The sequence below is a fragment of the Glaciibacter superstes DSM 21135 genome (genome assembly GCF_000421145.1).
Taxonomy (GTDB): domain Bacteria; phylum Actinomycetota; class Actinomycetes; order Actinomycetales; family Microbacteriaceae; genus Cryobacterium; species Cryobacterium superstes.
In genome coordinates, this window is the sequence record NZ_ATWH01000012.1 from 199,969 (window position 1) to 214,124 (window position 14,156).

The following is a 14,156-nucleotide window of genomic DNA, read 5'->3' on the forward strand; positions in this document are numbered from 1 at the left end:
AACGGTGTGTTCCCTTGGTTCGATGCGAATGGTGGGCGCAGAATACCCCGTTGATGATCAACCGGTGATCGCGCCTTCGGCTGCCGAATGCACGAGCTTCGAGTACTTTGCGAGAACGCCACGGGTATAGCGCGGAGGAAGCGGTGCCCAACCTTCCCGGCGGGCGGCCAGCTCAGCAGGATCGACCAGTAGGTCCAGCGTGCGAGCTGCGATATCGACCCGTATCAGATCACCATCGCGCACGAAGGCAATGGGACCAGCGTCCACTGCTTCGGGTGCTATGTGGCCGATACACAGTCCGGTTGTGCCGCCTGAGAATCGACCGTCAGTCAATAGTAGTACATCACTTCCGAGCCCGGCGCCCTTGATGGCGCCGGTGATGGCGAGCATCTCGCGCATACCGGGGCCACCCTTTGGGCCTTCATAACGGATGACGACGACGTCGCCTTTACCGATCCGTCCCTCTGTGAGGGCGTCCATGGCCGCGCGCTCGCGCTCGAAGACCCGCGCCGGGCCTTCGAAGACCGCGGCGTCGAAGCCTGCGGTCTTGACCACGGCACCCTCCGGCGCGAACGTGCCCTGCAGCACCGTGATGCCGCCGGTGGCATGGATCGGGTTGTCGAGGGAGCGAAGAACGGTTCCGTCGAGGGCGGGCGGGTCGATCTCCGCGAGGTTCTCTGCGACGGTCTTGCCGGTGACGGTCAGTGCGTCGCCGTGCAGAAGGCCGGCATCCAGCAGCGCCTTCATCACGACGGGCACACCGCCATGGCGGTCGACGTCGTTCATCACGTAGTTGCCGAACGGCTTGAGGTCGCCGATGTGCGGCACGGTGTCGCCGATGCGGTTGAAGTCGTCGAGGGTCAGTTCGACCTCTGCCTCGTTGGCGATGGCAAGCAGGTGAAGCACCACGTTCGTGGAACCGCCGAAGGCCATGGCGACGGCGATCGCGTTCTCGAATGCCTTCTTGGTCAGGATGTCGCGGGCGGTGATGCCGAGGCGCAACATGTTGACGACGGCCTCGCCTGAGCGGTGCGCGTAGTAGTCGCGGCGACGGTCGGCCGAGGCTGGGGATGCCGAGCCTGGAAGGCTCATTCCCAGTGCCTCTGCGACACTGGCCATCGTGTTCGCGGTGTACATGCCACCGCAGGCACCTTCACCCGGCGCGAACGCGCACTCGATGCGCTTGGCGTCTTCGGTCGACATCCGGCCGGCCTTGACCGCGCCGACTGCCTCGAACGAGTCGATGATCGTGATGTCCTTCTCTGTGCCATCGGAGAGCTTCACCCAGCCGGGAGCGATGGAGCCGGCGTAGAGGAACACCGAGGCCAGGTCGAGGCGCGCGGCGGCCATCAGCATGCCGGGCAGCGACTTGTCGCAGCCGGCGAGCAGCACAGAGCCGTCGAGGCGCTCCGCCATCATGACGGTCTCGACCGAGTCGGCGATCACTTCGCGGGAGACAAGGGAGAAGTGCATTCCCTCGTGTCCCATGGAGATGCCGTCGGAGACGGAAATGGTGCCGAACTGCAGTGGGTATCCCCCACCGGAGTGCACGCCCTCCTTTGAGGCCTGGGCGAGGCGGTCAAGGGAGAGGTTGCAGGGAGTGATCTCGTTCCAGGAACTCGCAATGCCGATCTGGGGCTTGTCCCAGTCGGCGTCACCCATCCCGACGGCACGAAGCATTCCTCGGGAGGTTGTTGCTTCGATCCCATCCGTGACGACGCGGCTTCTAGGCTTCAGATCGTACTCAGGCATGCATCGAGTCTAGAACGTCGCCGTGAGTGCTCCCGCCGTCGCCGCTGCCCGCAGCCACTACTGCTACTGACCACTGATCGTTTCGTCGTCATGGCGCGCCAGCGCCGCACCGCGGAAGTCGGCGAGCAGGCCGAGCACCTGGGAGACCTCCTCAGGGCTTCGCACCCTGTATCCCGCGAGGGATGCGCCTGGGCCCACCTTCAGCCCGAGGTCACCGTCCACCAGCACCGAGAACGCGTCTTCGTCGGTCACGTCGTCTCCGGAATAGAACACGGCACCGGCACCCGTGTGCTCCCGAAGCCGGGTGAGGGCATCCCCCTTCGTACTGGATCGCACGGAAAACTCGAGCACGTTCTTGCCCTCGCGAATCGTGAGTTCTGGGAGGATCTCGCCGACCTGATCTCTGGCCTCTCGCAGCGCGGCCTGCCCTTCCTGCACTGTTGCCAGTCGGGTGTGCAGCGCCAGACCGGCCGGCTTCCGTTCGATCCAGATTCCTTCGACGGGTCCGCTGATCCGATCCAGCACCCTGGTCAGGGTCTCGAGTTGCTCGAGTTCGGCTGGGAGCAGATCCAGCTGGATCTCTGGGGTGTCCAGTTGCACCTCGATGCCGTGCGAACCGGCGAGGAGCACGCCGGCCTCCGGGTCTGCAACGTGGCGCAGGCTCTCGAGCGCTCTCCCGGAGACGAAGGCGACCCGAACTCCGGGCGATTCCACCAGACGCCCAACCGCCTCCCGCACGCCATCGACGGCCCTGGCATCTTCGGGTTTGTCAACGAGGGGGGCGAGTACCCCGTCGAAATCGAGCGCGACAAGCAGCGTTTCTTCCGCTGCAAGCTCACGCAGACCCGAGACCAGGTTCTCCGGCACTCCTGCCTGCACTGCCGCACCACCGGTGAGAGTGTCGAGGAAGGTTGCGGACCAGGCCGAGACGTCATTGTCGAACACCTTGCGGCGGAGTGCACGCATCCGTCTGGTCCGCTCGCGCTTTGGCATCTCGACCGCCAGCATGATGGCGTCCTTCAGCCCGTCGATGTCGTGTGGGTTGATGCGGATCGCCTGCCGGAGTTCGTCTGAGGCGCCGGCGAATTCGCTGAGTACCAGTACCCCGTCGGCGTCGAATCGCACCGCGCAGTACTCCTTCGCGACCAGGTTCATCCCGTCTCGCAGTGCGGTGACGAGCATGACGTCGGCCGCGAGGTAGAGCGCGACCATCTCCTCGCGTGGATAGCCCTGGTGGTGGTAGCTGATCGCCATGTGGCTGATCGTCGAGTAGTCGCCGTTCAGGCGTCCGACGGCGAGTTCGATCTCGTCACGCAGCGTCATGTAGGCGGCGACGCGTTCTCTGGAGGGACTCGCCACCTGCACCAGGATGACGTCTTCGACGTCGAGCCGCCCTTCCTGGAGCAATTCCCCGTATGCCTTGATCCGGTGCCCGATACCCTTGGTGTAGTCGAGCCGATCGACGCCGAGCATGACCGTCTTCGGGTTCCCGAGGTCTTCCCTGATCTGTCGCGCGCGTTCCTGCACCTCGGGGCGTTTCGCAATCTCCTCGAAGCCGGCCGAGTCGATGGAAATCGGAAAATGCTTCGCGATCACCCGGCGGGAATTGCCGTTCGAGTCCGTCACGTCGATGGCTGACCCTCTGGTCGGGAATCCCTGCAGGCGGCGGACCGCGCGGGTGAAGTTTCCCGCATCGGCGACACGCTGGAAGCCGATCAAGTCTGCGCCGAGCAGCCCGTCGATGATCTGCTTGCGCCACGGGAGCTGGGAGTAAATGCCATATGGCGGAAACGGAATGTGATTGAAGAACCCGATGACGAGGTCAGGGCGGGCGTCGCGCAGCATCCTGGGAACCAGCTGGAGTTGATAATCCTGAACCCAGACGGTTGCGCCGGTCGCTGCGGCGGAAGCCGCTGCCTCGGCGAAGCGTCGGTTGACAGCGACGTAGCTCTCCCACCATTCGCGGTGGTAACTCGGTGGAGCGATGACATCGTGGTAGAGCGGCCACAGGGTGTCATTTGAGAAGCCCTCGTAGTATCGCTCAAGATCCTGCTTACTCAGCCGAACCGGCAGAATCGAGATGCCGTCGTACTCGAACGGTTCGAAGTCCCGGTCGGCGACGCCCGGCCAGCCCACCCACGCGCCGTCTGAACTCCGCATCAGCGGTTCGAGTGCCGTGACGAGTCCTCCGGGCGACGTCCTCCAGTTGTCACTGCCGTCTGCTGCAGTCTCGTGATCGACGGGTAGCCTGTTCGAAACGACCACCAAAGAGAAGGCGCCGTGCCGAACTGTCGTTCGCACCGCGGGGGAAGCTTCTGTCATGGTTCATCCGTTCCGATACGCCCTCGTTGGTTGACTCCGTGCAGCGCTTTCAGGCTATCAGCCGCCCCTTCCCCGTTCCGAGCGTGCGAACCGCTCGGGTCAGGCCCTGGCGGGCGAGAAGCTGAACGAACGCGCTCCCCGTTTGCGGGCGACCACCCAGAGCGAGAGCAGCAGGCAGCCGAGCGCGAACGCCACGAGAATGGCAGCAGATGCCGCCACATTCGCACCACCGACACCGGACACGATGGCCTGCATCCCCTGCACGGCCCAGGTGAGCGGCAGGAACGGGCTGATTATCTGGAACGGCGTCGCGACGATCTCAATCGGATAGAGTCCTCCCGCCGAGGTGAGCTGCAGCGTCAGCAGCACCAGCGACACCACGATCCCTCCCCGCCCGAACGCCACCGTCAGAAAGTGGTGCACGGCCACGAATACCAAGGCCAGAAGCACGGCGAACGAGAGGGTCACAGGCAACAGCGTCCAGGCGACCCCCAGGGCGCCATGGAGCAGCCCGGTGATCACCACAGCCTGGGCGGCCGCGATTGCGAACGCCTTCCCGAGGCTGCGCATGACCAGCCGCGGCGTCGAGGCGGTCGACGCGAGTGCCATCGACGACATCGGCCGGAGGAACAGGAAGATCGCGAGTGCACCGATCCACAGCCCGATCGGCATGAAGATCATCCCGATGATCGGACCGACCCCGTCGATGGCGTTTTCCCGAGTGGTGGTGACCCCGACCGGCTCTGCGACGACCTCGGCCACCGAAGCGGAATCCTGGCCATCGAGCGCCGAAGCCTGCTCCGCACCAGACGATAGACCGTCGGCCAGGGCTCCAGCGCCGTCGGCAAGCTGGTGCGCACCGGCGGCAGACGCTGCAGCACCGCTCGAGAGGCCGGCGACTCCGTCGGCCAGCCCGCTCGCTCCCTCTACGAGTTCACCTGAGTTGGCAGCGAGCTGGTCGGCACCAGCAGCACTCTGCGCCACGCCGTCGAGCACGGCCCCGACACCGCCGCCCGCCTGGCCGATGCCGGCGCCCTGCGCTGCGAGCGCGTCGAGACCGGCCTGGAACTCGTTCAACGATTGTGCGTACGGAGCGAGCGCAGGGTCGGCCTGCAGCTGCGAGTTCAGCCCTTGGAACCCGGTGGCCGCCTGCTGCACTCCCCCGGCATACCCCGGCAGCCCGGTCTCGAGTCCGCGTAGGCCTTCCGCGCCCGCGCTGAGTTCGCCGAGACCGTCACTCAGAGTGCTTACTCCGTCTGCATAGTCGGAGACCCCGCCGGCGAACGACGAGGCACCGGATGCCGCGGTGGCGGCCCCTGACGCAAACGAATCGAGTCCGGTGGCCAGGCCCCCAACCCCGGTCCCAAGCTCTGTCGCACCAGACGCCGCCGTCGAAAGTGAGCCACCCATGGCGCCGAGCTGGTCGTAGAACGCCGTGAGGTACTGCGACGTGATCGCACGCCCGAAGGTTCCGGTCATGGCCGTCCCCACCGATTGCGCTGCCGAACCGGCGATAAAGGAGTGCGCATCGTCGGTGCGAATGGTGAGATTCGCCTGTCGTGGCGCATCGCCCGAGAGCGAAGTGATCAACGAGGAGAAGTCCGACGGGATCGTCAGCACGGCATACGCATCCCCGGCGGCCAACGCCTCTTCGGCGTCGTGCGTGTTGGAGATCGTCCAGTCGAATCCGGCAGAACCCTGCCCGTCCGTCGCCGGCGCTGTGAGTTCCGTTACCAGCTGCCGCCCTGCCAATATCGGTTGTTCGGTGCCGTCAGCCGCGGTGGTGGTGACCATTTCATCGTTGTTGACGACGATGGCAGGAATTGTGTCCACCCGCTGGTCTGCGGTCGCGAGCGCGCCGGCGAACAGGCCGGCAACGGCGAGCGGCACCACGATGACACCGGCAATCATCATCCCGAACGAGAAGCGGCGTTGCCCAGGCGTGCGACTGAAGAGTCTCTCGATCCTGCTGCTCATGATTGCACGGCCTTTCTGTCGATATCGCGAGGTTCTAATGCGCGAGGTTCTAATGGGCGCAGGTGCAGTCGCTGGGTGAGGCGCTCCCTGAACGATTCCGTGTCCACGGATCCGACGGAGGCCGCGCTGAGTACAAGCGTCGTCTTTGTCGGAACCAAGTCGGCGAGCAGGAGGCCGAAGACGTCGGGCCCGGCAATGCCGTTGTCCCGAGGCACGCCGTCGCCCACGTCGACGATCACGACGCCGGGGTTCTCGGTGAGCGCCGCAGTGACGAGCACCCCGGCGCGCCCCACAGGTGACAACGACGACACGTTGGTGTCGGCAGACATTGCTCGATGGTCGCCCGACGCTGCCGCGAGGGCCCGGTTCAGCCTCTCGATCCATCCGTCGACGCTCTCGTGAACAGCTCGTGCACGAAACCACGGCGCGTTCAGCTCACGACGTTCAGCGATGGTTTCCCCGACTGCTCTTCCGCGGTCCGACTGGCCGAACCCGCCGGCATCCGCCAGCGCGACGGTACGCAGGGCACGCGCGCGCTCCGATGGCAGGGGCGCGCCGAGAACCTGCATACGTCCACGCACCGGGTCCAGCCGGCCGGCGAGGGTGGCGGCGACAACCCTGCGGTCTGCGGCCGCCCCGGTCAGGATCAGGATTCCCCCGTGTTCCACTGCAATATCGATCGGGCCCAAGGGGCTCTCCGGCAGGCCGAGCACGGCTCCGTCAGCCGTGATCGCCTCGCCCCGGCCTTTCGCCCAGTCGAGATCAGCCAGGTGGTGGCGCAGGCCCTCTCCCTCGATGTCGACGTTCGGGAGCAGCCGGGAGAGCCAGCGTGGCAGCCACCACGCCGCCTTGCCCGCCAGCGCTATGGCGGCGGGCACCAGCGTCATCCGCACCAGGAAGGCGTCGAGTGCCACCCCGATGGCGAGCGCGAATGCGATGCCCTTGATTGCTCCTGTGCCCTCTGGCACGAAGGCGAAGAAGACGAAGAACATGATCAGTGCGGCCGCAGTGACAACTCGTGCCGCATGCGAGAATCCGGCAACGACCGATTCCCTGGCTCGACCGGTCTTCACGAATTCCTCGCGCATTCCGGAGACGAGGAACACCTCGTAGTCCATGGCGAGCCCGAACAGCACCGCCATCAGGAGGATCGGCAGGAAGCTCAGGATCGGGCCAGGAGTCTCCACCCCCAACACGTCGGCGAACCAGCCCCACTGGAAGATCGCGACCGTCGCTCCGAGGGCGGCGAAGACGGAGAGCAGGAAGCCCACCGCTGCCTTGACCGGCACGAAGACTGACCTGAACACCATCATCAGGAGGATGACGGAGAGACCGACCACGATCAGGGCGAACGGGATGAGAGCGTTGCGCAGCCGGTTGGAGATGTCGATCGACACAGCCGTTGCACCGGTGACGGTGATCGGCGTCCCCAGCTTCTCGTCGATGCCGGGAGCAAGATCGCGGATCGCCTGGACGAGTTCCTTAGTTTGTGGATCATTCGGCGCGGACTCCGGCATGACCTGGATGATCGCCGTGTCGACGGTGGGATTCGGGAGGCCGTCGCCGACGAACGCCACACCCGGCAATTCGCGCAACCGGTCGCCGATTGTATCGAGGTCGGCGAAGACATCCGTCGTCTGCGTGATGTCGGCGACCACGATGAGTGGTCCGTTGTAGCCGGGCCCGAATCCGTCTTCGATCATCTCGAACGCTTGGCGCTGCGTAGAGCCGGCCGGTTCAGACGCGCCGTCTGGCAGGTTCAGATCGAGGCTCAGTGCCGGCACGGCTAAAACCCCGAGCAAGCCGACGACGGCGACGCCCGCGACGATGGGCGCCTTGAGCACCAGGGAAACCCAACGGCGGCCCAGCGTTGGCTTGCCGTTGTCAGGGGTCGTCGCTCGACGATGCGCCCGGCTTCCGGGCTTCGGTGCCAGGCGTCCCTTCGCGAGGCCGAGAACGGCCGGAAGCAGGGTGATGGCGACCAGGATAGCGATGAGAACGGCGAACGCGGCGGCCACCCCCATCACGCTGAGGAACGGGATGCCGACAACGAGCAGGCCGAGCAGCGCGATGATGACAGTGATACCCGCGAAGACGACGGCGCCGCCCGCTGTGGCAACGGATGTCGCGGCAGACTCCTCTGGATCGACACCGTTCGCCAGCTGCTGCCGATGCCTCGACAGGATGAACAGCGAGTAGTCGATGCCGACGGCCAGGCCAAGCATCAGCGCGAGCATCGGCGCTGTGCTCGAGACCGGAACGAAGGCAGAGATCGCCGTGATTCCGCCCATCGCAACACCGACGCCGATCAGTGCCATCAACAGCGGCATCCCTGCCGCCATCAGCGAGCCGAACGTGATGAGCAGCACCACCCCGGCGAAGAGCACGCCGAACACCTCGGTGATGGTGATGCCGAAGGTGTTGTCCTGGAAGACTTGTCCGCCGAAGGCGACCTCGAGGCCCGCTTTCTCTGCTGTCGACGCCGTTTCGGTGAGGCCCTCGAGCGTGTCCGGTGTCACGTCGGTCGATGGCCCGGAGAGTTGCACCTGGGTGAACGCCGTCCTGGCGTCGTCTGAGATGGCATCAGATGCGTACTCGGAATACGGGGTGATCACGGTATCGACGCCGCTGACGTCTTCCAGTTGCGCCGCCATTTCATCGATGGCGTCCTGGTAACGCTGGTCGTTCACCGTTGATCCGTCTGGCGCACGGTAGACGACCTGCACCTGCGCGCCGGCCGTGGAAGGGAAGACGGCGGCGAGCTTGTCGATCGAGTCCTGTGATTCGGTGCCGGGAATCGCATACGACTCCTGCGTTTGGCCGCCGAGCGCGATCCCGCCTCCGAGGAGTCCGCCAAGCAGGATGACCCAGGCGCCGATGACAAGCCAGGCGTGACGATACGAATAGTGCCCGATGCGGTGAAGAAGGATGGCCACGGTTTTACTTTCCTTCGATGGGACGACGAAGCGGCACGGGGGCGAGGAGTTCTGTCACGACGCTCTGGAGCGCCTGTCTGACCTCCTCCTCTGGGGAGACCTGGTCTGGAAAGTAGGTTGCCCCGGCGACCAGCGTGTACGCCGCGCCGCCGAGCGCCATTCCGAAGCGGATACCGTCGATCGTGCTCGTGTCGTCGCCACGGAGTGCGCTGGTCAGACGAAGGATGAGCCTGCCGGCCCGGTCGATCACGCCGATACCACGCAGGGACTGGCCCTGGTTGATGAAGGTGTTCACCTCGAGCCTGAATTCCAGCAGGAAGTCGATGAACTCGTCGATGAACTCACTGCGCGTCTGGGCTGTGCCGGCACTCGACGCCAGGCGATCGACGATTTCTTCGAGGCAATTGATCGCAGGCGTCAGAACCTCGTCCAGCAGCGCTTCCTTCGATACGAAATGGTAGAGCACGCTCGACTTCGAGTACCCAGCGGCATCCGCTATCTGCTGAAGCGAGGTGCCGGCGAACCCGACCGCCGAGAACTGCTCGAGCGCGACGGCACGCAGCTCACCACTGGCACGATGGCGGATCGGATGCTGGGCAGGGTCCGGGTTCTTTTGAGTCACCTTTTCACGCTAACTGACCGATCGGTCAGAGTCTGCGCGATCGGTCAGATTCCACCGAACCTCACAGGTTCCCGGTAGCGTTGTGGTCGGAGGGCTCAGATGCGAAAGTTCATTTTCAACAGCGCAATGATCGGTGTCGTCGCCGGTGGTTGGAACACACTGCAAGCCACCAGGCATGGTCCGCGGGACTGGCGTCTGGTCCTGATGTGGATCGGCTGGGGCCTGAGCGTCGCCGTTGCCATCGGAACAGTGGTCAAAGAGGCAGACCAGCGCCAGATCGAGAGCTGAGTCAGGCACCACGACAAGTCGTGCGGCTGCGGCGTGTCAGCCCCGTCACTCGCGCCCGGTCAGCGACACTTGTACCACTACAGGTTCTCCGCGTGAAAGGGGCTCATGATGTTTGGTCGTCGACGTCGAAATGCACGTCTCATTCAGGCGACCGCACCGGAGCCTGTTGTTCCCGCGCTGACTGATGAACGGGTGTTCGAGCTCGTGCACGGTTCGCTCTCTGAACTCATCGGCGTCAGCGGCGACTGGACCCTGGTCCCCCGGCAGTCGGGCGACACCGACGAGATCTTCCATGGCCTGAAAGCTCAGCAGATCGCTACCCTGCTGACGAAGCAACTCGCTGAAGCCAGGGATGCAGTTCCAGCGAACGCGACAGCAGATACAACTGCAGCCGATACAGCGTCGACAGACACGGCGTCAACAGACACAGCGACGACGGATGCCGCGACACGGGCGTCCATCACATCGGAGACTGCGACAACCCAGACCCCGGCCGAACCGGCCGCGCTGCCGTGGTCACCGGCCCCCATTTCGGTCTGGGCAGAGCCGGAGCGCGCACAACGTGATCGCACGGAACACGATCACGCAGAACACGATCGCACAGAGCAGAAGCCCCGCCTCGTCGCCTGAGCTGGGGTCGTGCCGCAGCTTTAAGCGATCGGCTTCCAGTCGGCAGGCCCTGCGCTCCCGGCCGGGTACTCGTCCAGGGGAACTGATCCGTCGCGCCAGGCAGACAGGATCGGGGCCACGATGCGCCAGCACTGCTCTGCTGTGTCGCCACGCACCGACAAGGCTGGATCGTTGTCGAGCACGCCCTCGAGCACTTCACCGTATGCCAGGAGCTGGCCTGGCCCGAAGGTCGCCCCGAGGCTGACCCGCTCGAGTTCGAATGGATCACCAGGGCCATTGATGTTCAGCTCGAGCGACATCTCGTCTGGTGCCAGGAAGATGCGGAGTACGGTCGGTTCGTGCGGGCCGTGAAGTCCACTGGGCAGATGCGGAACCGGCTTGAAGGTGACGGCGATCTCGCGACGCCTGGCACCGAGTGCCTTGCCGGAGCGGAGGGTGAACGGAACGCCGGCCCAACGCCAGTTCTCGATCTCGAAGGTCGCCTCGGCGAGCGTTTCCGTGTCATGCGCGGGCCTGACCCCCTCCTCGTCGACGTATGAGGGAAGCTTTTTACCGTTGATCGTGCCTGCCGTGTATCTGGCGCGCCGACTCGAGCGTTTTGCGCTGCCGCCCTTGAGCCGGGTCGCCCGCAACACGATGCCTTTCGCGTCGCGCAGATCCTCAGCCCCCAGGGTGGCCGGCGGTTCCATCGCCACGATCGACATCACCTGGAGGAGATGGCTCTGGATCATGTCAACGAGCGCCCCGGCATGGTCGTAGTACCCGGCCCGGCTCTCGAGCCCCAGTTGCTCGTCGTAGACGATGTCGACGCTCTCGATGTGCTGGTTGCTCCAGAGCGGCTCGAAGATGCGGTTCGCGAAGCGCAGTCCGAGCAGGTTGAACACCGTCGAACGACCGAGGAAATGGTCGACCCTGTGGATGCTCTCCTCCGGTACCAGTTTGACGAGTTGCGCGTTCAGCGCCGCAGCGCTCGGTTCATCGACCCCGAACGGTTTCTCGAGGGCGAGTTCGATACCGGCCGGCAGCTCGACCTCGGTGAGCGCCTCGCAGACCAGCGCCGTGACCGCGGGCGGCAGGGCGAAGTAAATCGCGGTAGCGCCCGTGCACTCCGCAAGCAGCCGAGTCATCTCTTGCGGCTTCGTGACGTCGACAGAGTGGTAGGTGGTCGACGAGAGCAGCTTCTTGACGGCCGATCCTGCTGCGTCGCTCGTCTTGAACGAGGCCTTCAGGGTGGCCTGCCAGTCGGCATCCGTCAGCTTTTCGCGACCGGCACCGACCAGTCGGAGCGTACGTTCGGGATGCTGGGTGAGCAATTGGCCGAGCGCGGGAAGGAGCAGGCGAGACGAGAGATCCCCCGATGCGCCCAGAATCAGCAGAGTCGATATGGACTGGGTCATATCTCCACCGTAGGGCAGTATGCACGCCGTAGGGCAGTATGCACGCCGTAGGCCAGTATGGAGGGATGGCGCTGAATATCGAAGACTATGCACTGATCAGTGATTGCCACTCTGCGGCCCTCGTCGGCCTGGACGGCAGTATCGACTGGCTCTGTCTGCCGAGATACGACTCGGCCTCGATGTTCGGGGCGTTGCTCGGTACGCCGGAACAGGGTCGCTGGCTCGTGGCGCCTGCCGACAACGATGCGACGGCTCACCGCGCGTACATCAACGACACCTTCATCCTGAAGACCGAGTGGACGGCGCCAACCGGGAAGGCCGAGGTCATCGATTTCATGCCGCACGGTGACAAGCGAGCGGATGTCGTGCGCCGGGTGCGAGGGATCGAAGGCACGGTAGAAATGACGCAGGAACTGCGCATCCGTTTCGGTTATGCGTCGTCGATGCCCTGGGTGCGCCAGGTGCATGATGACCACGGAAATGCGCTGATAGCCGTCGCCGGCCCGGATGCGATCGTCGTCCGCGGGCCGAAGCTCGAGGCAGCGGACCACCGACACGTCTCCACCTTCACTGTTAGTGCGGGCGAGACGGTCGATCTCCAACTGACCTGGTACCCCTCGCATCGAGAGGTGCCGACCCCCGTCTCCATCGACAGCGCATACCGGAAGACCATGACCTGGTGGGACGATTGGGCGAAGACCTGCAGCCACGACGGGCCGTACCGAAACAACGTTATCCGTTCCATGCTGGTACTGCGCGCGCTCACGCATGAGACAACCGGTGGCATCGTCGCGGCAGCCACAACGTCACTGCCAGAGAGCTTCGGAGGCGATCGCAACTGGGACTACCGCTTCGTCTGGTTGCGCGACGCCGCCCTCACCCTCGAGGTTCTGCTCTCACACGGATACGAGGTCGAAGCAGCGGGATGGCGTGCGTGGCTGCTTCGGGCGATTGCCGGCGACCCGAGCGATGTGCAGATCATGTATGGGCTCGCCGGGGAGCGTGACCTGCCAGAACGAGAGATCACGAGCCTGCCTGGCTATCGTGGCGCAAAGCCGGTGCGGGTGGGCAACGCGGCGGTCAGCCAGTTCCAGGCAGACGTGATCGGAGAGGTGATGGTCGCCCTGCACGCCGCACGCAAGGTCGGCGTGTCGGAGACCGAGTTCTCCTGGCCGCTGCAGCGCGCCCTCATGCATTTTCTCGAAGCGAACTGGCACCGCGAAGACCAGGGAATCTGGGAGATGCGGGGGGCGCCACACGAATTCACTCACTCCAGGGTGATGGTCTGGGCTGCCTTCGACCGCGCCGTCCGCGGCATCACCGAGTTCGGTCTCATCGGTCCACTCGAGAAGTGGACGAAGATCAGGGATGAGGTGCGCCGCGACATCGAGGATCGCGGTTTCAGCACCACTCGGAACAGCTACACGCAATACTTTGGAACGGAGGAGGTGGACGCATCCCTGTTGGTCCTGCCACTGGTCGGCTTCTGCGAGCCGACTGACCCGCGGATGTTGGGCACCGTCACCGCGATCGAGTCCGACCTCCTGCGCGATGGTCTGCTGATGCGCTACCGCACCCAGTCGTCCGACGATGGCCTCGCGCCGGGCGAACATCCGTTCCTGGCCTGCTCATTCTGGCTGGTCGAGCAGTACGCCACGTCGGGGCGGTATGCGGACGCCAGCACCTTGATGGACCGACTCGTCGGTCTCTGCAACGACGTCGGCCTTCTGTCGGAAGAGTATGACGTCGGAGGCAAACGTCAGGCGGGCAACACGCCACAGGCACTCTCGCATCTCACCCTGGTGCGAGCCGCTGATGCAATCGCCGCCGGTATGGCGTCGCCGAGCCGGCAGATCGTCGTCTGATCACCCGTAACGAACACAAAATGGCCCCGTCGAAACGGGGCCATTTTGAGCAGCTGATAAGCCATGAGTGGGGGCGTCGCCTTGATAGGCGGCTAGCCACGGCCGGAGCGTGGGAGATGTCAATGTGGAGCACGCGCAGCGCAGCGAGCATGAACGACATTGACATCGAGGAGCGCAGGCTGATGGTAGGCCGTCGAGGCGATGGCCTTGCCGTGATCACTGGCGAGTACCGCTGGTGACGCGGGCTTAGCGCCGTTCGGCGGTGAGGAGGTCCGTGATGTTGCTTCAAGCGCCCTTGGGTGCATCGGCTCTGGTGGTGGCGATCGACCCGGGGAAGGTGATGAACCGGGTTTGGGTCAGTGACGGT

The 14,156-nt window shown here is 64.8% G+C and carries 9 protein-coding genes; 3 read left to right on the top strand and 6 right to left on the bottom strand.

What is annotated here, in order from left to right; all coding sequences use genetic code 11:
- Window positions 1-57 precede the first annotated feature (57 nt).
- The 5 genes from ilvD to K323_RS26945 all read right to left on the bottom strand — a co-directional run bounded on the left by ilvD (window position 58) and on the right by K323_RS26945 (window position 9,609).
- A complete protein-coding gene (gene ilvD / locus K323_RS0117415) occupies window positions 58-1,752 on the bottom strand; it encodes a dihydroxy-acid dehydratase (RefSeq protein WP_022886547.1) in 1,695 nt (564 codons plus the stop codon).
- Between the two features lie 63 nt (window positions 1,753-1,815).
- Window positions 1,816-4,074, bottom strand: a complete 2,259-nt coding sequence (locus tag K323_RS29060) for a bifunctional alpha,alpha-trehalose-phosphate synthase (UDP-forming)/trehalose-phosphatase (protein WP_022886548.1) — start codon at window positions 4,072-4,074, stop codon at window positions 1,816-1,818.
- A 99-nt stretch (window positions 4,075-4,173) separates the two neighbouring features.
- Entirely contained in the window at window positions 4,174-6,051 is a 1,878-nt protein-coding gene (locus K323_RS0117425; RefSeq protein ID WP_022886549.1) for a YhgE/Pip family protein, read from the bottom strand.
- Entirely contained in the window at window positions 6,048-8,987 is a 2,940-nt protein-coding gene (locus K323_RS26940) for an MMPL family transporter (protein WP_022886550.1), read from the bottom strand. The genes K323_RS0117425 and K323_RS26940 overlap by 4 nt, the downstream gene beginning before the upstream one ends.
- 4 nt (window positions 8,988-8,991) lie before the next feature.
- The gene (locus tag K323_RS26945; protein WP_022886551.1) at window positions 8,992-9,609 is read right to left on the bottom strand and encodes a TetR/AcrR family transcriptional regulator; all 618 of its coding nucleotides are present in this window, start codon (window positions 9,607-9,609) and stop codon (window positions 8,992-8,994) included.
- A gap of 99 nt (window positions 9,610-9,708) precedes the next feature.
- Between K323_RS26945 and K323_RS0117450 the strand changes: the two genes are divergently transcribed.
- The gene (locus K323_RS0117450) at window positions 9,709-9,897 is read left to right on the top strand and encodes a hypothetical protein (RefSeq protein ID WP_022886552.1); all 189 of its coding nucleotides are present in this window, start codon (window positions 9,709-9,711) and stop codon (window positions 9,895-9,897) included.
- Window positions 9,898-10,002: 105 nt separating this feature from the next.
- On the top strand, window positions 10,003-10,527 hold the full coding sequence (locus K323_RS29065; RefSeq protein WP_022886553.1) for a hypothetical protein: 525 nt from the start codon (window positions 10,003-10,005) through the stop codon (window positions 10,525-10,527).
- A gap of 20 nt (window positions 10,528-10,547) precedes the next feature.
- Here the strand turns inward: K323_RS29065 and K323_RS0117460 are convergent, their stop codons facing one another.
- On the bottom strand, window positions 10,548-11,924 hold the full coding sequence (locus K323_RS0117460) for a glucose-6-phosphate dehydrogenase (RefSeq protein ID WP_022886554.1): 1,377 nt from the start codon (window positions 11,922-11,924) through the stop codon (window positions 10,548-10,550).
- A gap of 65 nt (window positions 11,925-11,989) precedes the next feature.
- Between K323_RS0117460 and K323_RS0117465 the strand changes: the two genes are divergently transcribed.
- Window positions 11,990-13,789: a glycoside hydrolase family 15 protein gene (locus K323_RS0117465; RefSeq protein ID WP_022886555.1), complete on the top strand. Its 1,800-nt coding sequence runs from the start codon at window positions 11,990-11,992 to the stop codon at window positions 13,787-13,789.
- The last annotated feature ends 367 nt before the right edge of the window (window positions 13,790-14,156 follow it).

Coding starts and splice junctions, on each gene's coding strand:
- ilvD (WP_022886547.1), bottom strand. CDS start 1,752: ATGCCTGAGTACGATCTGAAGCCTAGAAGCCGCGTCGTCACGGATGGG.
- K323_RS29060 (WP_022886548.1), bottom strand. CDS start 4,074: ATGACAGAAGCTTCCCCCGCGGTGCGAACGACAGTTCGGCACGGCGCC.
- K323_RS0117425 (WP_022886549.1), bottom strand. CDS start 6,051: ATGAGCAGCAGGATCGAGAGACTCTTCAGTCGCACGCCTGGGCAACGC.
- K323_RS0117450 (WP_022886552.1), top strand. CDS start 9,709: ATGCGAAAGTTCATTTTCAACAGCGCAATGATCGGTGTCGTCGCCGGT.
- K323_RS29065 (WP_022886553.1), top strand. CDS start 10,003: ATGATGTTTGGTCGTCGACGTCGAAATGCACGTCTCATTCAGGCGACC.
- K323_RS0117460 (WP_022886554.1), bottom strand. CDS start 11,924: ATGACCCAGTCCATATCGACTCTGCTGATTCTGGGCGCATCGGGGGAT.
- K323_RS0117465 (WP_022886555.1), top strand. CDS start 11,990: ATGGCGCTGAATATCGAAGACTATGCACTGATCAGTGATTGCCACTCT.